At 70.0% G+C, this 18,504-nt stretch carries 21 protein-coding genes; 9 read left to right on the forward strand and 12 right to left on the reverse strand.

Features of this window, described 5'->3' with window-relative positions:
- Positions 1-13 precede the first annotated feature (13 nt).
- The 4 genes from RV986_RS05395 (at position 14) to RV986_RS05410 (ending at position 3,980) form a co-directional block, all read left to right on the forward strand.
- Entirely contained in the window at positions 14-1,588 is a 1,575-nt protein-coding gene (locus tag RV986_RS05395; protein ID WP_475916283.1) for a class I adenylate-forming enzyme family protein, read from the forward strand.
- Positions 1,589-1,622: 34 nt separating this feature from the next.
- On the forward strand, positions 1,623-2,426 hold the full coding sequence (locus RV986_RS05400; RefSeq protein WP_475916284.1) for a FadR/GntR family transcriptional regulator: 804 nt from the start codon (positions 1,623-1,625) through the stop codon (positions 2,424-2,426).
- A 153-nt stretch (positions 2,427-2,579) separates the two neighbouring features.
- Positions 2,580-3,353, forward strand: coding sequence for an SDR family NAD(P)-dependent oxidoreductase (locus RV986_RS05405; RefSeq protein ID WP_475916285.1), 774 nt, complete (start codon positions 2,580-2,582; stop codon positions 3,351-3,353).
- 54 nt (positions 3,354-3,407) lie between these two features.
- Positions 3,408-3,980 carry a TetR/AcrR family transcriptional regulator gene (locus tag RV986_RS05410; protein WP_475916286.1) on the forward strand — a complete coding sequence of 191 codons (573 nt, stop codon included), beginning with the start codon at positions 3,408-3,410 and terminating at the stop codon, positions 3,978-3,980.
- Here the strand turns inward: RV986_RS05410 and RV986_RS05415 are convergent.
- Entirely contained in the window at positions 3,955-5,181 is a 1,227-nt protein-coding gene (locus tag RV986_RS05415) for a CaiB/BaiF CoA transferase family protein (RefSeq protein WP_475916287.1), read from the reverse strand. The genes RV986_RS05410 and RV986_RS05415 overlap by 26 nt on opposite strands.
- An 80-nt stretch (positions 5,182-5,261) precedes the next feature.
- Between RV986_RS05415 and RV986_RS05420 the strand changes: the two genes are divergently transcribed.
- A complete protein-coding gene (locus RV986_RS05420) occupies positions 5,262-6,446 on the forward strand; it encodes an acyl-CoA dehydrogenase family protein (RefSeq protein WP_475916288.1) in 1,185 nt (394 codons plus the stop codon).
- Positions 6,447-6,529: 83 nt separating this feature from the next.
- Here RV986_RS05420 and RV986_RS05425 read toward each other — a convergent pair whose 3' ends face one another.
- A complete protein-coding gene (locus RV986_RS05425; protein ID WP_475916289.1) occupies positions 6,530-7,015 on the reverse strand; it encodes a PaaI family thioesterase in 486 nt (161 codons plus the stop codon).
- A gap of 90 nt (positions 7,016-7,105) precedes the next feature.
- Here RV986_RS05425 and RV986_RS05430 point away from each other — a divergent pair, with 90 nt between their 5' ends.
- Positions 7,106-7,573, forward strand: coding sequence for a winged helix-turn-helix transcriptional regulator (locus tag RV986_RS05430; RefSeq protein WP_475916290.1), 468 nt, complete (start codon positions 7,106-7,108; stop codon positions 7,571-7,573).
- Between the two features lie 60 nt (positions 7,574-7,633).
- On the opposite strand, the gene RV986_RS05435 is transcribed toward RV986_RS05430, so the two are convergent.
- The gene (locus RV986_RS05435; protein ID WP_475916291.1) at positions 7,634-7,912 is read right to left on the reverse strand and encodes an SDR family oxidoreductase; all 279 of its coding nucleotides are present in this window, start codon (positions 7,910-7,912) and stop codon (positions 7,634-7,636) included.
- On the opposite strand from RV986_RS05435, the gene RV986_RS05440 reads away from it, so the two are divergent.
- Positions 7,796-8,167 carry an MmyB family transcriptional regulator gene (locus RV986_RS05440; RefSeq protein WP_475916292.1) on the forward strand — a complete coding sequence of 124 codons (372 nt, stop codon included), beginning with the start codon at positions 7,796-7,798 and terminating at the stop codon, positions 8,165-8,167. The two genes, RV986_RS05435 and RV986_RS05440, sit on opposite strands and share 117 nt — an antisense overlap.
- Positions 8,168-8,326: 159 nt before the next feature.
- Here RV986_RS05440 and RV986_RS05445 read toward each other — a convergent pair whose 3' ends face one another.
- The 4 genes from RV986_RS05445 to RV986_RS05460 all read right to left on the reverse strand — a co-directional run bounded on the left by RV986_RS05445 (position 8,327) and on the right by RV986_RS05460 (position 11,636).
- Complete coding sequence (locus tag RV986_RS05445; RefSeq protein ID WP_475916293.1) at positions 8,327-8,962, reverse strand: lamin tail domain-containing protein; 636 nt, start codon at positions 8,960-8,962, stop codon at positions 8,327-8,329.
- 261 nt (positions 8,963-9,223) lie between these two features.
- Positions 9,224-9,757, reverse strand: a complete 534-nt coding sequence (locus RV986_RS05450) for a GNAT family N-acetyltransferase (protein ID WP_475916294.1) — start codon at positions 9,755-9,757, stop codon at positions 9,224-9,226.
- Between the two features lie 596 nt (positions 9,758-10,353).
- Complete coding sequence (locus RV986_RS05455; RefSeq protein ID WP_475916295.1) at positions 10,354-11,271, reverse strand: M56 family metallopeptidase; 918 nt, start codon at positions 11,269-11,271, stop codon at positions 10,354-10,356.
- The gene (locus RV986_RS05460) at positions 11,268-11,636 is read right to left on the reverse strand and encodes a BlaI/MecI/CopY family transcriptional regulator (RefSeq protein ID WP_475916296.1); all 369 of its coding nucleotides are present in this window, start codon (positions 11,634-11,636) and stop codon (positions 11,268-11,270) included. Before RV986_RS05460 ends, RV986_RS05455 begins: the two co-directional genes overlap by 4 nt.
- A gap of 325 nt (positions 11,637-11,961) precedes the next feature.
- Here RV986_RS05460 and RV986_RS05465 point away from each other — a divergent pair, with 325 nt between their 5' ends.
- Positions 11,962-12,426 carry a DUF6153 family protein gene (locus tag RV986_RS05465; RefSeq protein WP_475916297.1) on the forward strand — a complete coding sequence of 155 codons (465 nt, stop codon included), beginning with the start codon at positions 11,962-11,964 and terminating at the stop codon, positions 12,424-12,426.
- Between the two features lie 101 nt (positions 12,427-12,527).
- The gene (locus tag RV986_RS05470) at positions 12,528-13,199 is read left to right on the forward strand and encodes a DUF305 domain-containing protein (protein ID WP_475916298.1); all 672 of its coding nucleotides are present in this window, start codon (positions 12,528-12,530) and stop codon (positions 13,197-13,199) included.
- Positions 13,200-13,301: 102 nt separating this feature from the next.
- On the opposite strand, the gene RV986_RS05475 is transcribed toward RV986_RS05470, so the two are convergent.
- The 5 genes from RV986_RS05475 to RV986_RS05495 form a co-directional block, all read right to left on the reverse strand.
- The gene (locus RV986_RS05475) at positions 13,302-13,784 is read right to left on the reverse strand and encodes a DUF1003 domain-containing protein (protein ID WP_475916299.1); all 483 of its coding nucleotides are present in this window, start codon (positions 13,782-13,784) and stop codon (positions 13,302-13,304) included.
- Between the two features lie 197 nt (positions 13,785-13,981).
- Positions 13,982-14,170, reverse strand: coding sequence for a hypothetical protein (locus RV986_RS05480; protein ID WP_475916300.1), 189 nt, complete (start codon positions 14,168-14,170; stop codon positions 13,982-13,984).
- A 305-nt stretch (positions 14,171-14,475) separates the two neighbouring features.
- Positions 14,476-15,513: an ABC transporter permease gene (locus tag RV986_RS05485; RefSeq protein WP_475916301.1), complete on the reverse strand. Its 1,038-nt coding sequence runs from the start codon at positions 15,511-15,513 to the stop codon at positions 14,476-14,478.
- Positions 15,513-17,150, reverse strand: coding sequence for a sugar ABC transporter ATP-binding protein (locus RV986_RS05490; protein ID WP_475916302.1), 1,638 nt, complete (start codon positions 17,148-17,150; stop codon positions 15,513-15,515). The genes RV986_RS05485 and RV986_RS05490 overlap by 1 nt, the downstream gene beginning before the upstream one ends.
- Positions 17,150-18,316: a sugar ABC transporter substrate-binding protein gene (locus RV986_RS05495; RefSeq protein ID WP_475916303.1), complete on the reverse strand. Its 1,167-nt coding sequence runs from the start codon at positions 18,314-18,316 to the stop codon at positions 17,150-17,152. Before RV986_RS05495 ends, RV986_RS05490 begins: the two co-directional genes overlap by 1 nt.
- Between the last annotated feature and the right edge of the window lie 188 nt (positions 18,317-18,504).

The raw sequence follows: 18,504 nt of genomic DNA on the forward strand, positions 1-18,504 counted from the left end.
ATAATAAGGTGGCATGAGTCGTACCGACGCCGGTGGCGCACCGCAGAGCACGAGTCGGGGATCCGGGGACACGAACTCCGGCCGGGGCACGGCACTCCCCCGGACCGTCGGCGGGGTTCTGAACGCCGCGCTCGCCGCGCGTCCGCAGGCCACGGCGGTGGAGGCCGCCTCCGGCGCCTGGTCGTACGCCGAACTCGACACCCACGCGCGCAGGGCGGCCGGCGCGCTGTGGTCGCTCGGCGTGCGCCCCGGCGACCGCGTCGCGGCCTGTCTGCCCAACGACCTGGACATCGTCGCGGCCTTCCACGGCGCACAGCGGATCGGCGCCGTCTGGGCGGGGATCGGCGAGGCACTCGCGGCGAGCGAACAGCGGGAGCTGTACGACCTCTGCGAGCCGACCGTCGTACTGGCCGGGGCGCGCTGCCGGCTGGACTCGCCGGACTGCGTGGACCCCGGTCGATGGGCGGCGCTCATGGCGCGCGACGAAGTGGCTCCACAAGTCGAACCGGACCGCGACGCACCGGCCGGGATCGCGTTCACCAGCGGGACCTCGGGGCACCCCAAGGCGGTCGTGCACAGCCAGCGCAACCTGCTCCTGCCGGGAGCGGTCCTGGTCGCCACCCGCGGCTGGGGGCCCGAACTGCGCAAGGGCGACAGCTTCCCGCTGACGATCCTCAACCTCATGGTCCTGTCCACCCTGCTCACCGCGCAGGCCGGCGGGTGTTCGGTCGTGATGGACCGGCGTGACGTGGAAGGGGTCGCCGAATGGATCTCCGCGCGGCGTGTCACGGTGTGGAACGGCGCCCCCGCGCAGCTCTACGACCTCGCCGCGCGCCCCGGCCTCGATCTCGGCCCGCTCCAGGAGGTGTGGAGCGGAGGCAGCGACACTCCGGACGCGTTGCGCCGGGCGTTCGCCGAGGCGCACGGGCTCGTTCCCCGGGTCACCTACGGCCTGACCGAGGCGCCGACCGTCGTGTCGATCGACCCGCCGGGCAGCGAGTGGCGTCCGGGCACGGGCGGGCGGGTGCTGCCGCACTACGACCTCGCGGCGTACGACGACGAGGGCAACCGCCTCCCGGCCGGCGAGCTCGGCGAACTGCGGCTGAGCGGGACCACCGCCGGCCCCTGGGCGGACGCGTGGACGCCGATGCTCGGATTCTGGGAACGGGGCGGCGTCCGGCCGGCCGAGCCCGGTCCGGTCCCCACGGGTGACATCGGGACGGTCGACGGCGACGGCTGGCTGACGGTGCTGGACCGCAAGAAGCTCGTCATCATCCGCGGCGGGGCGAACGTCTACCCGCTGGAGGTGGAACGGGTCATCGCCGCGCACCCGGACGTCGCCGCGGTCGGGGTGTGCGCGGTGCCCGACGACCGTCTCGGGCAGCGGGTGGCCGCCGTGGTCGAGAGCTCGGGTCCCCCGCTCGACCTCGACGCGCTCGCCGAACGCTGCCGACGCGAGCTGTCGCCGTACAAGGTTCCGGAGTTCTGGTCCCAGGTCGACGCCCTGCCCGTGAACGCCATGGGCAAGGTGCAACGCACCCGGCTGCCGGAGCTCGTCGACCCGAAGTGGCGCCCGGGAACGGCCTGAGGGACGGTCCCGTATCACTGCTAGCCTTGCAATCATGGAACGTACAGGCTCCGAGCGCACCAAGATCGGGCAGATGCGCATGGCGGAGCTGGTGGCCGCCGCACTGCGCGACCGGATCCTCGCGGGCGGCATCGGCGACGGCTCCGAACTCCCCAAACAGGACGAGCTCGTCGCGGAGTTCGGCGTCAGCTACCCCTCGGTGCGCGAGGCGTTGCGGATCCTGGAGACCGAGGGCTTCATCACCGTGCGGCGCGGCAACCGCGGCGGTGCCACGGTGCACGCTCCGGACATCGGGACCGCCGGCTACGCCCTCGGGCTGACCCTCCAGTCGATGCAGGTCGGGGTGCCGGACCTCGGGGCCGCCCTCGCCACCCTCGAACCGCTGTGCGCGGCGCACTGCGCCCAGCGCCCGGACCGCGAGCGTGTCGTGCTGCCGGGTCTGCGGGAGCTGCTCGCCGAGAGCGCGGACTGCATCGACGACGGGGCGGCGTTCACCCGGGCCTCGCGCGCGTTCCACGACGCCGTCGTCGGGTCCGACCCGAACGCCACGCTGCGCGTCGTCGTGAAGAGCCTCACGTCGCTCTGGTCCGTTCAGGAGGAGGCCTGGGCGGAGGCTCAGATGTCGCGCGGCACCTACCCCTCGCCCACCGACCGCGCCCATGCCCAGCGGGCACACGAACGTCTGGTGACGAGCATCGAGCAGGGTGACGCCGACGAGGCCGCGCGGATCGCGGAGGAGCACCTCACGGCGACCCAGCGCTGGGTGTGCCGCTCGCTCAAGGACAGGGTGATCGACGCCGCGTCCGCCCAGAGCCGTATGCGCTTCCGCCGCGGCTGAGGCCGGACGACAGCGGGTCGGCAGGGTCGGCAGCGGCAGCGGGATCCGTAAAGTGTGAATCCTTGTAAGGATGGAGCCCCCGCCCTAGGATGCGTCCAGGGCCGGTCCACGGCCGTCCGCCGCCCGCCCCGCGGCTGAAGGGAGACCCACGTGGTGCCGGACCCCGCTGCCGCCGCACGGATGTTCGGACTCGACGGCCGGGTGGCGATCGTGACCGGTGCCTCGTCGGGTCTCGGCGCCTCGGTGGCCCACGCACTGGCCTCGCTCGGCGCCCGGGTCGCCGTGGTCGCCCGCCGTCACGACCGGCTGGCCGAACTCGCCAAACGGATCGACGGCATGGCCGTCACCTGCGACCTGTCCGACCTCGACCGCATCGGCTCCGTCGTACCCGCCGTGGTCGAGGGCCTGGGACCGCCGGAGATCCTCGTCAACGCCGCGGGGAACATGTTCACGACCGAGCGCGCCGAGTCCGAGCCGCTCGACGCCGTCCGCCGAACGATGGACCTCAACCTGCTGGCCCCGCTGCTGCTCGCGCAGGCCGTCTTCCCTCATATGCGCGCCGTCGGCCGCGGCACGATCGTCAACATCTCGTCCATCAGCGGCCGGGTCGGCATCCCCGGGATTCCGCAGGCGTCGTACGCGGCGAGCAAGGCCGGCCTGTCCGGCCTGACCGCCGAACTCGCGGTGCAGTGGGCGCGGCACTCGATCCGGGTGAACACCGTGGCCCCCGGCTTCTTCCGCAGCGAGATCACCGGTCCGCTCTACGAGGGCGAGCGCGCCGCCGAGTACCTGCGGCGCAACACCCCACTGCCGAAGGAGGGGACCGCGGACGACATCGTCGGCGCCGTGCTGTGGCTCGTCGGGGACGCCGGAAGCTATGTCACCGGCCAGACGGTCGTCGTCGACGGCGGCTGGACCGCGCGCTGAGCTCCTCCTTGACGAGGTCATGCCCCTGCTCAGAAGAGCGGTTACGCTGAGATCATGCCGTCCACACGTCGCACAGCGCGCCAGACCGACCTGCTCGAACGGCTGGTCGCCCTGCTGGCGGCGGAGGGTTTCGCATCGTTCACGCTCGACGAGCTGACCGAGCGGCTGCGCTGCTCGAAGACGACGCTGTATCAACTGGCGGGCAGCAAGCAGGAGTTGGTCCGGGAAGCGGTGAAGCACTACTTCCGCGAGGCGGCCGGGGCGATCGAGAAGCAGGTGGCGGACACCTCCGCGCCCGCGGAACGCGTGGTGGTCTACCTGAACGCGGTGGCCGAGCAGTTGAGGCCGCTGTCCCGGCGGTTCCTCGACGACATGGCCCAGTTCGAGCCGGCCCGCGAGGCGTACGAGGCCAACACCCGCCTTGCCGCCGGCCGGATCAGACAGTTGATCGCGGACGGCGTCGCCGCCGGCGCGTTCCGTGACGTCCATGCCGCCTTCGTGGGCGAGGTGGTGATCGCCACCATGCAGGAGATCCAGCGCGGCGAGGTCACCGCGCGCACCGGGCTGACCGACGCGGAGGCGTACGCCGAACTGGCGTCGCTCATCGTGCACGCGGTCTCGCCGTGACCGGAACGGTGCCGGTCGAGGTTGCGGTCGGGGGCGGGGTTGCGGTCGGCGTCGGGGGCGGGGATGGGGTTGCGGTAGCGGAGCCGATGCCCCAGTCCCGGAACACCGATTCCGTGTCCGCGCCGGGTTCGCCCGGGGTGGAGGGCTGACCGCTGGGTGTGCGCGAGAAGCGTGGGGCCGGCGCGGCCTGAAGGATGCCGTCGACCTCGACCAGGGTGCGGCGGGCCACCACGTGCGGATGGGCTCCGGCCTCGGCGAAGGTGAGCACGGGCGTCACACACGCGTCCCTGCCGGCGAAGTGCGCGGCCCACTCGTCGCGCGTACGGGAGGCGAACCGCTCCGCGAACCGTGACCGCAGTACCGGCCAGCCGCTGCGGTCGCCCTGGGCGGGCAGCCCGTCCCCGGCGATGCCCAGACCGTCGAGCAGGGCGGCGAAGAAGTGCGGCTCGAGCGCGCCGACGGCGATGTATTTGCCGTCACCGCACTCGTAGGTGTCGTAGAAGGGGGCGGCGCCGTCCAGGAGGTTCGCACTGCGCTCGTCCGACCACTCCCCCATGCCGCGCAGCGCGAACGTCATCTGACCGAGCAGGGCGGTCCCGTCGACCATGGCGGCGTCGACGACCTGCCCGGCGCCGGAGCGTGAGCGCTCCCAGAGCGCGGCGAGCACACCCACGACCAGGAGCATGGACCCTCCGCCGAAATCGCCCACCAGGTTGAGCGGCGGGGGCGGCGAACCGTCGCCGCGGCCCATCGCATGGAGCACTCCGGTGAGGCCGATGTAGTTCAGGTCGTGTCCGGCTTCCTGGGCGAGCGGGCCGTCCTGGCCCCAGCCGGTGATCCGTGCGTAGACGAGCCCCGGATTCTGCTGGCCACAGTCCTCGGGGCCGACCCCGAGCCGCTCCGCGACGCCCGGACGCAGGCCCTCTATGAAGACGTCGGCCCGCGCGGCCAGCGCACGTACGAGTACGCGCCCCTCGGGCTCCTTGAGGTCGGCGAAGACCGACCGGCGGCCGCGCCGCACGATGTCGGTCGCGCCGTCGGGACCCAGCCGCAGTGCGCGGCCGGACGGTCTCTCGACGCGGACCACGTCGGCACCCAGGTCGGCCAGCACCATGGCCGCGTGCGGGGCCGGGCCGAGTCCCGCGAGTTCGAGAACGCGCAGGCCGGTGAGGGGCCCGCCGGATCCACCACTGGGGAGCATGGCATCACGGTACCAACAACGATACTGTTGTATCGCTTGCCGTATCAATAATTTGACCCCTGAGCGACCGAGGTAACACCATGCCAGCCACGCGAACGCTGCCCTCCCCGGAAGCCGTCGACCTGATCGGTCTGACCCGCGAGCTCGCCGAGAAGGAGCTCGCACCCCGGGTCGCCGAGGCCGAGGCCGAGGAGAAGTTCCCCCGCGAGGTCTTCCGGACGCTCGGCCGGGCCGGCCTGCTGAGCCTGCCCTACCCCGAGGAGTACGGCGGCGGGGACCAGCCCTACGAGGTCTATCTGCAGGTTCTGGAAGAGATCGCGGCGGTGTGGGCCAGCGTCGCGGTCGGGGTCTCGGTGCACGCGCTGTCCTGCTTCGGCCTCGCCGCCTTCGGTTCCGAGGAGCAGAAGAAGGAGTGGCTCCCCGGGATGCTCGGCGGCGAACTGCTCGGCGCCTACTGCCTGTCGGAGGCCCATGCCGGTTCCGACCCCGGGGCGATGCGCACACGCGCCGTCCGGGACGGCGACCACTATGTGCTCAACGGCGCCAAGGCATGGACGACACATGGCGGGCACGCGGACTTCTACACGGTCATGGCCCGTACGTCCGACGCGGGCTCCCACGCCATCTCCTGCTTCCTCGTCCCGGCCGACACCCCGGGTCTGACAGCCGATCCCCCCGAGCACAAGATGGGCCTGACCGGGTCGGCCACCGCCACCATGCGCCTGGAGGACGTGCGCATTCCCGCACATCGCCGTCTGGGCGAGGAGGGCCAGGGCCTCGCGATCGCCTTCGCCGGGCTGGACTGCGGACGGCTGGGCATAGCGGCGGTGGCCACGGGGCTCGCCCAGGGGGCACTGGACCACGCCCTGCGCTACTCGCGGGAGCGGGAGACCTTCGGCCGGCCCATCATCGAACACCAGGGACTGGCCTTCGTCCTCGCGGACATGGCCGCGGCGGTGCACGCCTCGCGCGCCACCACGCTCGCCGCCGCCCGGCTCAAGGACCAGGGGCTCCCGTTCGGCTGCGAGGCCTCCATCGCCAAGCTGATCGCCACGGACAACGCCATGAAGGTGACCACCGACGCCGTCCAGGTGCTGGGGGGCGCCGGCTACACCCGCGATTTCCCGGTCGAGCGCTATATGCGCGAGGCCAAGGTCATGCAGATCTTCGAAGGCACCAACCAGATTCAGCGCCTGATCATCGGTCGCGCGCTCAGGGAGAACGACCGCGGCAGCCTCCGGGTGCGGGAGGAGCGGAGTCACTAGGCTTCCTGGACGACCTCCGCCAGACGGGCACCCGCAACTGCTCTGAGCTGCGGATATCTGATGCAGAAGGCGAAGGCGCGACGCTAGACGGGGAACAGCAGGCAGCTGCTGGTGGTGTGGGCGAGCAGCCGATCGGCGGCGTCGAAGAGCTCGGCCTGGGCGAGGGCTGTGCGGCGTCCGCTGTTGAGGACGGTGCCGACGACACGGATCCTGCCGGTGTCCACGGTGACCGGGCGCAGGAACTTCACGTTCAGGTCGAGCGAGGTGTACCCCGTGCCCCGCGGCAGGACCGACTGCACCGCGCAGCCCGCGGCCGAGTCGAGCAGAGTGGCGTAGACGCCGCCGTGGACGCTTCCTATGGGGTTGTAGTGCTCCTCGCCCGGGACCAGGGCGAAGACCACCCGGCCGTACTCGACCTCTTCGAGGGTCATGCCGAGCGTCGCCGAGATCGGCGCGGCGGGAAGCCGTCCGGCCTGCATCTCGCGGAGGAAGTCGAGACCGCTGTGCTGCCCGACGGCCACGGCGGAGACCGCCGGGTCCTCCCAGTCGTACGTACGTGACCTGCCCATGCTGCTCCCTCGACGGTCTGGCTCTGTCATTCGAAGCTAGTCAGCGCCGGGCCTGGCTGTCAATCTCGAAGCCAGCCTACGATGGTCCCCATGACGTGGCTTGAGACGAGCACCGAGAACTGCACGGTCCAGCGGACGCTCGACCTGATCGGCGAGAAGTGGTCCCTGCTGGTCCTGCGGGACGCCATGAACGGCGTACGGCGCTTCGACGACTTCCGGCGGCACGTCGGGCTGTCCGAGAGCGTGCTCGCGGACCGGCTGCGGAAGCTGGTCGCGGCCGGGGTCATGCGCACCGTCCCCTACAGCGAGCCGGGCACCCGTACCCGCCACGAGTACCGGCTCACCCGCAAGGGCTGGGAGCTGTGGCCGGCGATGATCGCCCTGAAGCAGTGGGGTGACCGCCATGTGGCGGATCCCGACGGTCCGCCCCTGGACGTCGTGCACACCGACTGCGGCGAGCCGGTACAGGCCGTGGTCGTGTGCACCGCGGGACACGGCGCGCTCATTCCGTCCGAGGCCCGCACCCGCCCCGGCCCGTCGGCGCGACCGGCGGAATAGTACGGAGCAGCGGAGCAGTACGGGGTGATACGGCGACGAGGACGGCCGGGGCCGGACGGATCAGGCGAGCAGGAAGCCCTCGTCGACCGGCAGCGTGGCACCGGTGACGAAGCCGGCCTGATCGGACAGGGGCCAGGCAGCGGCGGTGGCGATTTCCAGCCGGCGGCCCAGGCGGTTCATCGGGCTGAAAGAGTTGAACCTGGCGACGATCTCGGCGGGAGCGTGCTCCATGCCGCCCAGGAACATCTCGGTGGCCGTGGAACCAGGGGTGACGGCGTTGACGCGTGTACCGCGGCAGCCGCCTGCCCCGACGATCCCGACCTGCACCGGCTCATCCACGAATGCCAGGCACACAGCCCCCGTTTCGCACAGCTCTGGTCCCGGGGAGCCGTGGGACAGCACCTCCACGACCACAAGACCATCGCCCATCCCCTCGTCGGGGACATCACCCTCGACTGCGACGTCCTCACCGTCCCCGGAGCAGACCTCAACATCGTCGCGCACACGGCACCCGCCGGAACACCTCTCGCGGAGAAACTCGGCTTCCTCCGCGTCACCGCCCCACACGCCCACGTCACCACGGACACGCCGTAGCCCGCTGAACTGTTCGACGTAGCCCGCTGAACCGTTCGGCCGGGACAGGCCGACGGCGCGCCGCGGCCGAGTGGGCCGCCGCGCGCCGTCAGATGGCACTCCGGCCTGAGGCTGGTCACCCGGCCTGAGGCTGGTTACACAGTCACCGCCGGAGCCGGATCAACGACGGCCGTCGCGACGACCGTCGCCGTTGTCGTGACGACCACCGGCGTCGCCGTGGCGGCCACCGGCGTCGCCGTGGCGGCCACCGGCCTCGTAGCGACCACCGCCGTTGCGACGGTCATTGTGCTCGCCGCCGGGGCGGCCACCGAGTTCGCCGTGGCGGTCACTGCGGCCACGACCGCCCCAGGAGACGGCATCGACGAAGCGACCGTCCTCGTCGCGCAGGGTGGCGGTGTCCGAGCGGGTGTCCCACACACGGGCACGACGGTCCTGGTAGATGTCGCCGGAGGTGTCGCGGCCGATGCCGCTGTGGACGCGGACGCTGGAGCGTCCGTCCAGCCGGTAGTGGTGGAAGGTGTAGGTGTGGCCGTCGCGGTCCGACAGCGTCCAGCCGTCCAGGTTCACCGAGCGGCGCGCGGTGTTGCTCACCTCCACCCACTCGCTGTTCAACGAGCGGTTGGAGCGGGTCTCGCGGCCCGGGAAGTTGTGCTGCACGTTGCTGATCTCCACGGTCGCACGGTGTGACGTACGGTCGGCCGCGGACGCCGGCAGCGCGGCCGCCCCGGCCACCGCCGCGACCGTCAGCGTGGCAGCGGCGAGACGGCGGACGTGCACAAACGCAGAAGCGGACACAAAGCCCTCCTACAGGGTGCCGGCACCCCGTGGACGGCCGGATCGGGCCGGGCACGGAGTGCGGGTGCGGATGTACGGCCTGCTGGCCGACACCCACACATTGCTCCTGTTTCGGTACGATCCGGGCGATATACGACCTGTGTTACCAATCGCGAATATTTTCGTGACACTCCGCCTGCGACTCGGCCGTCACCCGAGAGTGGATGACAGCCGGCAGACAGGCAGGCAGGGCACGTCCCGTGGGAACCGACTGGGCCGGGCTCAGCCCTGGAACTCGGTGAGATCGATGGCGTAGACGCTCAGTGGAAAGCCGTACACCGGGTGCACCGTCTCGCGTTCCGGTGTCATGCCGAGCTTGCGGATGACGTTCTCGGAGGCGTCGTTGCCCATCCGGTTGATGCTGATGACGCGGTCGAGGCCACGGTCCTGGAGTGCGAACTCCAGCGTGGCATGGGCGGCTTCGGAGGCGTATCCCTGGCCCCAGAACTGTGAGCCGAGCCGCCAGTTGATCGCCACGGCGGGCATGACCTCCGGCAGGAACTCGGGCACGGACAGGCCCGCGAACCCGGCCAGTTCACCGGAGGCGAGCAACTCGACGGCGAAGATTCCGAAGCCCTCCTCGTCCCATTCCTCTTCCCACTGTTCGATGGCCGCTGCCGTGTGGTCCAGGTCGCGGACCGATCCGTCGTTGATCCAGTGCATGACCTGAGGGTCCGCGTTGATGTCCGCCATGGGCACGAGGTCGTCGTCGTACCAGCGGCGGAGGAGGAGGCGAGGGGTGTGGATCTCGGTCATGGCGCCCATCTTGCCTGATGGGTGAGACATCGACGGCCTTCGGTTCGTGTGCCCGAGGGTTGTCCGAGAGAACGGCGGTGCCGGACTCCGCCGCCGCGGCCGTGGAGCCGGTCGCACTGCGCGGCCGACCCGGGAACCGGGCGCGCGACTGCGCCCCGGCGATGCGGCGCGCCTGGTTCGTCGACGGCCGCGACCTGGCCGACGCACGGGTCCACCGGGACCTCGCCCCCGTGACCTCCGTGACCTCCATGTCCGGGGCGAAGACAACCGCGCACGGGCCGAAGGGACACCGACCACGTGAACCACCACCCGCCCACAACCCCCTCGACCCGGACAGCGTCGCCGACACCGCCCGTGCCTGGCTCGCCGAGGCCGACCGCGTCCTGGTCACCGCCGGTGCCGGACTCTCCGCGGCCGCCGGAGAGCGAAGCGAATGCACCACCACGGATACCGTTAAGTGCCTTGGCGGATGTTCGGACGAAGTCCAGCTCCGCCGATACGGACACCGTAGGTCCGGGCCCCAGCAGGAACGCGGTGACCAGCGCAGCCACCCCGGGGGGCGCTGCGCGACTCCTGGTGTGCGCGCTCCGTTCTCGTCAGGGCCCGCACACCAGCAACAGCGGCAGCAGCGGCGCCGCGACGCTGGCCGCCACCACACCCAGCGAAGTCATCCAGTGCGGACGGGGCTGCGGAGCGAGTACCCGGCGCAGGCGGATCAGAGCACCCGATCCACCGGCCCCCAGGGCCACTTGGGGTGCCCGGCCCGCCGCCACTTCGCAGATCGCGGTCGCCAGCGCCTCCCGGGGATGGAACCGCAGGGCGCGGTCGTCCGCGATCATCTCGACGAGCAGCGCGGTCTGCTCCTTGGCGTGCCGGGCCAGCGGCAGGCCCGGGAACGCACGGGAGAACGCGTCCATCCACGCATGCAGGAGATGGTGCCTGCCCCGAAGGTGCGCCTGTTCGTGTTCCAGCACGGCCTGCAGTTGCTCCTCCGACAGGACGTCCAGGGCGCCGCGGGTGATGACGACGCGACGGAAGCGGCGGCAGCGGCCAGGCAGGCAGTAGACGGCCGGGACCTCGTGGTCCACGACGGTGGCGTCGTATCGGGGTGCCGGTTCGCCGACGAGGGCGAGCATGTCCAGGTGGCGCCGCCGTGCGCGGCGCGCCCTCCAGGCGCAGCGCGCGAGCCAGCCGAGGGGCAGCAGCACGATCACGGCGGGAGCGGCGAGCGTCAGGACATCACGGAGCGTCGGCGGAGAATCGGCCGCCTGCGCGTCGGAGGCCGGCGCGCAGGCATTGAGCAGCCCGACCAGGCCGTCGTGCACATGCTGCTCGGTGAGAGCCAGGTGGTACACCGAGAGCGCGGCGGCGACGACGAAGGTCGCCATCAGCCCCTGCCAGGCGAGGACGGCGAGGACCGGTGCGCGATGGGGCCATCGCGCACGGGACAGCAGGGACGGCGTCGCGACGGCCGCCAGGGCCGCGTATCCGGCGAGCGCCACGGCTGTGATCATGTGTCGCTCCGCCTCTTGACCGCTCGGAGCGCCGAGCGCAGGGCGTTCGCCTCGTCCGGGGTCATCTGTTCCAGAAAGCTGACCAAGGTCCCGGCCGGGTCCGGGTTGCTGCCCAACGCCTCCTGCATCAGCGATGCCGTGTACTGCTGACGGGTGCATGTGGGTGTGTACACCCAGGCCCGTCCTTCCTTGTGCCGCTTGAGCAGGCCCTTGCGGTAGAGGATGTCGGCCACGGTCTTGACCGTGCTGTAGGCGATGGGCCGCTCCTTGTTGATGTCCGTCAGAACGTCACGCGCGGTCGCCGGCCGCCCCCAGGCCCACAGGCGGTACATGATCTCCGCCTCCAGCTCACCCAGCTGACGCAACGCCGCTCCCTTCGCCGCCGGAGAACACGCCCTCCGGCACCAGTGGCCGCTCATCGTAGTCCGCGCCCGCTTACCGGCCGGTGGCGTCGCGAGTGCGGGAATTGCCGCACTGCCTAGTCTCCGCCTGCATATAATGCCAAGCAGCTTAGTAGTACAGTTGATCTCCACCCCGGCACGGCGCCTGCCGCCACTTCGTCACCGCCGGAACGGGAGATGGCGAAAGGACTGTTGGAACAGGCCGTTGGGAACCGGCCGCGGACATGGCCGTGGACAAGGCCGTAGACATGGCCTTGGGAAAAGGCCGAGGTGGAGATCCGGAGTGCACATGAGCCGGTACGTACGCAGAGCGGGTGCCCTCGGGCATCTGCTGCTCGTCGTCGTGCTCGCGCTGGGCGTCTTCGTCATGCACACCGTGGGGCATCCCGATCCATCGCCCGACGCCGGAATGAGCAGCGTCTCCCACGCTTCGCCCATGGATGGGCCCGCCACGGAAGACGTACCCGCCGCGGAGGACACCTCCCTGGGCAGCTCCGCCTCCACCCATCGAAGCCTGGCGACCGATCCCGGTCACTCGTCGTCAGCACACCGGCCCGTCATGGCGATGGACATGGTCTCGCTGTGCGTGGCTGTCCTGTTCGGCGCCTGGGCGCTCGCGGCCCTGCTGCTCATGGCGTTCACCCGGCACCGGGAAGGGCCGACCCCACTCCTTGCCCGGATCGGCGTCGCACCACGGCCCGGCCCTCCACCACGTGGCCCTGATCTCACCCAGTTGTCGGTTCTGCGGCTGTAGGCCGCACCTCTCTCGCGGACGCGCGTCAGGCGTCGTCCCGCGATGTCGCGTGCGCCGAAACAGCCCACTCCGAAGAACCGACACACGAGGTGAAATCCATCATGACTGTCTTCCCCCGCGCCCTCCCCCGCACCCCCCACACCCTCCACGCTCTCCGCCGTGGTCCCGCCCGCAGTATCGCGGTCGTGGGCGTCGTGGCCGCCGGAGCCCTGCTGCTGTCCGCCTGCGGCGACGACGGCAACGACACGAGCGGCATGGACCACGGCAACGGCAAGAGCACGGTCACGGCATCGGCGGCCGCCCGGGCCGGCGACTTCAACGACGCGGACGTCACCTTCGCGCAGACGATGATCCCGCACCACCAGCAGGCCGTGGCGATGGCCCAGTTGGCCGACGGCCTGGCCTCCGACTCGGAGATCAAGGACCTCGCGGGAAAGATCGAGAAGGCCCAGGACCCCGAGATCAAGACCATGACGGGCTGGCTGAGCTCCTGGGGCAAGCCGACCGCCATGGGAGACATGCCCACGATGGGCATGGGCGGTGACGGCATGATGTCCGACCAGGACATGAAGGAACTCAAGGCCATGAAGGGCTCCGAGTTCGACAAGATGTTCGCCCAGATGATGATCGACCATCACAACGGCGCGATCAGCATGGCCAAGACCGAGCAGAAGGACGGCAGGAGCGCCGACGCCAAGACGATGGCCGACGGCATCGTCACGGGCCAGTCCGCCGAGGTCAAGCAGCTGCGGAGCATCCTCGACCGGCTCTGATCCCGGGCCGCGCGCGCCGGACAGCCCGGCGCGTGTCACCTGGTGCCCGCCCGGGCTGCGCGGTTCTCACACCGCGGAGCCCGGGCGGGCGAGCTCAGTTGCTCAGTCGGCTGACTGATCCGGGAACTGCGCGGCACCGTTGAGCGCGGCGCGGTTCGCCGCGATGAGCTCCTGAACCCGGCGTTCGACCTCTTTGGAATCGACTCCGAGGGAACGCCCTATGTGGGCCGACCACACCTCGGAGCGCAGGGTGGTCTCGAAGTCGAGGTCCGCACGGACCTTCTCGCGATCCGACTGACGGTTCTGACTCACCATCACGAAGGTGGAGAGGAAGATCGCTTCCAGGCTGACGATCATGGTGAGCAGCCCGAAGGGATAGGGGTCCCAAATCGCCGAGGCGCCGAGCAATCCCTCGTTGCAGACGATCCAGACCGCGAACCAGACCGCGTGCAGATAGACGAACCCCATGGTCCCGGCGAAGGCCGTGATCGCGTCCGCGACCCTGTCCTGAGTGCCGCGCATCCGTGCGAAGACGACTTGCTCATGGCGGAGCGGTACGCCCGACCCGTTCGTCGCTGATCCCATGACCACTCCCCGGCTGTTACTCACACTGAACCGTCGTCAGAGTACGCACCGGGACCGGGCACACGCTCGCGTCGATCAACAGGTGGGCGCCGACCCAGCGCTCCGGCACAGGAGGGAGTACATCGCCGAGCCGGCGGGCCCCTTCCTGCACCCCGAAACCGGCTTCCTTCGCCCTGAAGTCGGCGCCCTCACCCCGGCTACCGGTCCGGGCAGTTCTCCGCGATGCGGTGCGTCTTGACCGGCTTCGGGACGTACTTGGCGGCCAGTTCGACGACGACTGGCTCCTCCAGGACGCTCCGTCCGCCGTTCGGAGCCTGCGGCCGGTAGAGGGTGATCCCCCCGAGCGGCGACCAGGACTGGGTGATGATGCCGAGTCGCTCGTGCAACTCGTGGCGTCCCGCGCGAACGGGACCGGCTGGTGCGGCAGATACTGGTGCAGGTGTGGTCCAGTCCGAGCTTGCCGAGGCTGGTGTCGAGGGCGCGCAGGGCCGAGTCATGACCGTAGTCGTCGAGCCACAGCTTGGTCGTGACGAAGATGTCGCCGCGGTCAATGCCGGAGCGCCGGATGCCCTCGCCGACCTCCGTCTCGTTGCCCTTGGCCTGCGGCTTTCACAGGGAGGCCATCGGTCGCGCGCGAGGGACACCGCCGGGCGGCGGTGTCCCTCGCGCGGCTGTGGTGCCGGCGAGCCGATCACGAACTTCGGCGACGCAGCAACGTCGCGATGGTGACCGCTGCTACCAGGACACCGCCGTAGAAGACCGAAGAGACCCACGCTTCCAGACCCAGCAGTTGGAGCCCGAGGATGCCGGTCGCCAGGAAGTAGATGCCGATGAAGGTACCGATCGGGTTGAAGCGCCCGGGCAGGACGATCGCGGTGCCGAGGAAGACCGAGGCGAAGGTCGGCAGCAGCAAGGTGTCGGACGTGGTGGGGTTGTAGCCGCCCAGGGCCGCGACGGCGATCACCGCGCCGACACCGCACAGGGCGCCGGAGGCGACGAAGGAGCCGAAGCGGATCCGGTTGACGCGGATGCCGGAGAGCCGGCTGACCTCTCTGTTGGCTCCGACAAAGCGGATGTGGCGGCCCAGGGGTGTGAACGCGAGCAGATAGGCGAAGCCGGCCACCAGCACCACGCCGTAATAGAACGAGATCGGCAGGCCGCCCACGGAGTACAACGCGATCTTGCCGAACCCGGTCGGCAGACCGCTGACCGTGTTGAGGTGCGACAGCCAAAGGCTGATGCCCCCGAGGAAGGTGCCCATTCCCAGCGTCACCACGATGGTGTTCACCCCGACCACGACGACGAGCAGGCCGTTGACCACACCGACCGTGAGCGCGCCCAGGACGGCGACGACCGCCGCCTGCCACACTCCCCACCCATGCTCCACAACCAGGACGGGCAGGATCGTGGCGGAGAATCCGAAAACCGCCGGGACGGACAGGTCGACGAACTCTCCGACGCAGACGGTGCACAGCAGAGCCATGGTGAGGAACACCAGCGACTGTTGGGAGCCGAAAATGGTCTGGAAGGTTCCTTTGATCAGGAACACCCCCGGCTCCGCGACGGCATACACCGCGATCATGGCCAACCAGATGCCGATCACCGAGTAACGCGACGTGAACTGCCCGGCCAGAGCGGAAGCCGACAGCGGCTTCCCGGTGTGCGCCGCCCGCGGCACGGCCGGAGGGATGTCGAGGTCTTCCTGGTCGTCCTGGCTGGTGACGTCCATCAGTCGACCCACCCCTTTCTCTGAGGTTCTTCCCGAGGTTCTTCCTGAGTTTTTCCCTGCGGTCTTGTGTCGCCGCCGAACACTGCGTGCACGATGGTGTCCTGTTCCAGTTCGCCGCTCAGCTCCTTGGCGACCCGGCCGTCGCGGAACACCAGCACCCGGTCGCACAGCACCGCGAGGTCGACCGGGTCGATCGAAGCGATGATGATTCCGCAGCCATCCCGCGCGGCCTCCCGGATTGCCGCGATGATGTCGTGGCGGGCACCGACGTCGACAGCCTGCGTCGGTTCGTGCAGCACCAGCAGGTTCGGTGCGCCGGCCAGCCACTTGGCCAGCAAGACCTTCTGCTGGTTGCCGCCGCTGAGTGTATGGACCGGCGCGTGCGGGTTGGGCGGCCGGACATCGAGTTTCGCGATCATCGCGGCGGTCTCCTCGGCCTGCCACGCGGAGCCGGTCCGCAGTCGGCTGCCGCGGCGGCGCACGCGAGGCAGCGTCAGGTTGTCGGCCACCGAGAGTTCGCCGGCCACCCCCGCCTCCAGGCGGCTCTCAGGCACGAAAGCCACCCCCGCGTCGACGAACTCTTCGGTGCAGCCACGTCTGCGGTCCAAAGCAAGGTCGCGCCCGTGGACCGACAGCGTGCCGGCGCGAGCCGTGCGCGCGCCCGCCAGCGCCTCGGCCGCCTCGATGAAGCCCGAGCCGATCAGTCCGGTCACTCCGAGGATCTCGCCGCGCCGGACATCGAGGTCGAGGCCGGTCACCGCACCGACCGCAAGACCCCGCGCCGAAGCGACGACCTCGTCCTGGACCTGGCTCCCGACCCGCCCGTGCGTAACGAGGTGACGTCCGAGCATCATGCGTGTGAGCGAGACCTCGTCCACCTCGGACGTGGGCAGGCCCGCCTCGACTACGGCGCCGTCGCGCAGGACGGTGACCCGGTCGGTCGATTCGACGACCTCCTCCAACTGGTGTGAGATCAGCAGGACCGAGGTGCCCTCCTCGACGAGCGACCGGACCAGCTCGAAGAAACGGGCCCGCGCCGACCTGCCCAGGGCTCGGGTCGACTCATCGAAGACGATCAGCCCACCCCCTCGGCGGTGGTCCTGCACCGCCCGGGCGATGGCCACCACGGCCCGATCCTCCGCCGAGAGCCGCCCGACCTGCCGTCCGACCTCCAGGGGGCGGCCCAGCCGGGCCAGGACCTGCTCGGCAGCCCGCTGCTCCTCGCGGCGGTTGATCCGCCGCGAAAGCCGGCCTGCCCGATAGTGCCCCAGCCGAATGTTCTCCCACACCGTCAGGTCGTCCACCAGACCGCTGTTCTGGTGGACGACCGAGACTCCCGCCTCGCGCTGCTGCATCGGGCGGACCGGCAGCGCAAGCTGCTGCCCGTCCACCGCGATCGACGCTCCCGGGTCGGGGGAGTGTATGCCTGTGAGGATCTTGACGAGGGTGGATTTCCCGCACCCGTTCTGGCCGACCAGGCCGTGCAACTCTCCGGGGGCGACCTGCAGATGAACCTCGCGAAGTGCCCGCGTCGAGCCGAATGCCTTGGACAGCTTGGCCACTTCCAGACGCTGGTGCCGTACCGTGTTCGGCGGGTCGGTCTGCGAGTCGGCGCTCACGGTGTGCGCCCCCTTCATCACCCCAGACCCCAGAGCTTGGCGAAGTCCTCCTTGAAGGAGCCGTCGCCGAACCACTCACCCGAGGCCTGGGCCGCGGCCGTCACCTTGATGCTGCCGACGTTCTCCTTGGTGAACAGCCGCATGGGCTGGACCTCGCCGACGGGCCCGGACTTGGTCATCATGCGCAGGAGCTCGTCGGTCACGCCGTACCCCATGTAGACCTGGTCCGCGACCACGACCGCCTTGACAACCGAATCGCCCTTGAGCAGACCCAGGCCGTTGACCGAACCGGCCGCTGTGGACAGGGAGATGCCCGAAGAACGCCCCGACTGCTGGATGCCCTGGATGGTGGGCTGGAGGCTGTCCTCGAACTCCGTGTAGTAGTAGTTGGCGCCCGGGTTGCTCAGGACGTTGGAACTCGCCTTCGAGGCCAGCAGTGCCGGCGTCGAGGCGGTGATCTCCTTGACCGTGACCTTGCAGTCGGGGCAGTACTTCTTGTAGATCGGCAGCGAGTCGGCCACCATCTTCTTCGCCGTGGGGCTGTCGGCATTCTGCGCGATGATCAGATTGGCCTTGCCCTTGGAGTTGGCGATGATCCACCAGGCGATCGCGCTCGGCTGACCACCCGCCCCCGGCACGTAGCTCACCTGGTTGCTGTTCTTGACGCCGGGCGGCGGGTTCTGGTCCGCGATGACGATCGGGATGCCCTTGGCTTTGGCTGCGTCGAGGGCGTTCTGCGCCATGCCGTAAGGGATCGCGTCCAGGATGATCCCGGCCGCGTTCGCCGTGATCGCCTGCTGGACGCACGAGGCCATCGCGCTCGGCTGGGCCTTGCCGTCACACACCTGCTGTGAGAGGCCGGCCTTGGCGAGCGCCTGCCCCGTCGACTGGGCCGTGGCGACGAAGGCGGGGACCTGCTGGACGATCGGGATGTAATACACCTTGCGGCCCTTGAGCTTCACGACGCCCGGCACACTCGCAGTGGGAACGGGGTAGCTCTTGGTGATGGCCTGCAGGCTTGCCACCTTCTTCTCGGCCGTGGCAAGACCCGATGCGGAACTGCCCGTGCCCGATGCGCCGGAACTGCTGGAGCCGGCACTGGAGCCGCCGCACCCCGCCAGCATCGCCGACACGGCGAGCGCAGCCGTGCACGAGGCCAGCCACTTTTTTCTGATAAGCGTCATTGCTTATGCCTCCATGGCCAAGCGTCCGAACTTCTTTGAGCGGACGATGGTTCTGTCTGGTACCGCCCACCGCCACTGCACGGGCGGAGAGAGTGACGAGGGGAGCGCGTTCGGGCCCTTGTCCGCGGCCTGAGCCGCGGCGGCACCTCACACGTGAACCGGATCCCGAAGCGGGCCGTGGCTTCACG

The sequence above is a fragment of the Streptomyces sp. RLA012 genome (genome assembly GCF_056270325.1).

Bases quoted from the DNA above. Each gene is read 5' to 3' on its own strand.
- RV986_RS05495 (WP_475916303.1), bottom strand. From the start codon at position 18,316: ATGACGCTTATCAGAAAAAAGTGGCTGGCCTCGTGCACGGCTGCGCTC.
- RV986_RS05490 (WP_475916302.1), bottom strand. From the start codon at position 17,150: ATGAAGGGGGCGCACACCGTGAGCGCCGACTCGCAGACCGACCCGCCG.
- RV986_RS05470 (WP_475916298.1), top strand. From the start codon at position 12,528: ATGACTGTCTTCCCCCGCGCCCTCCCCCGCACCCCCCACACCCTCCAC.
- RV986_RS05420 (WP_475916288.1), top strand. From the start codon at position 5,262: ATGCCAGCCACGCGAACGCTGCCCTCCCCGGAAGCCGTCGACCTGATC.
- RV986_RS05485 (WP_475916301.1), bottom strand. From the start codon at position 15,513: ATGGACGTCACCAGCCAGGACGACCAGGAAGACCTCGACATCCCTCCG.
- RV986_RS05475 (WP_475916299.1), bottom strand. From the start codon at position 13,784: ATGGGATCAGCGACGAACGGGTCGGGCGTACCGCTCCGCCATGAGCAA.
- RV986_RS05395 (WP_475916283.1), top strand. From the start codon at position 14: ATGAGTCGTACCGACGCCGGTGGCGCACCGCAGAGCACGAGTCGGGGA.
- RV986_RS05410 (WP_475916286.1), top strand. From the start codon at position 3,408: ATGCCGTCCACACGTCGCACAGCGCGCCAGACCGACCTGCTCGAACGG.
- RV986_RS05425 (WP_475916289.1), bottom strand. From the start codon at position 7,015: ATGGGCAGGTCACGTACGTACGACTGGGAGGACCCGGCGGTCTCCGCC.
- RV986_RS05465 (WP_475916297.1), top strand. From the start codon at position 11,962: ATGAGCCGGTACGTACGCAGAGCGGGTGCCCTCGGGCATCTGCTGCTC.
- RV986_RS05455 (WP_475916295.1), bottom strand. From the start codon at position 11,271: ATGATCACAGCCGTGGCGCTCGCCGGATACGCGGCCCTGGCGGCCGTC.
- RV986_RS05415 (WP_475916287.1), bottom strand. From the start codon at position 5,181: ATGCTCCCCAGTGGTGGATCCGGCGGGCCCCTCACCGGCCTGCGCGTT.
- RV986_RS05450 (WP_475916294.1), bottom strand. From the start codon at position 9,757: ATGACCGAGATCCACACCCCTCGCCTCCTCCTCCGCCGCTGGTACGAC.
- RV986_RS05400 (WP_475916284.1), top strand. From the start codon at position 1,623: ATGGAACGTACAGGCTCCGAGCGCACCAAGATCGGGCAGATGCGCATG.
- RV986_RS05430 (WP_475916290.1), top strand. From the start codon at position 7,106: ATGACGTGGCTTGAGACGAGCACCGAGAACTGCACGGTCCAGCGGACG.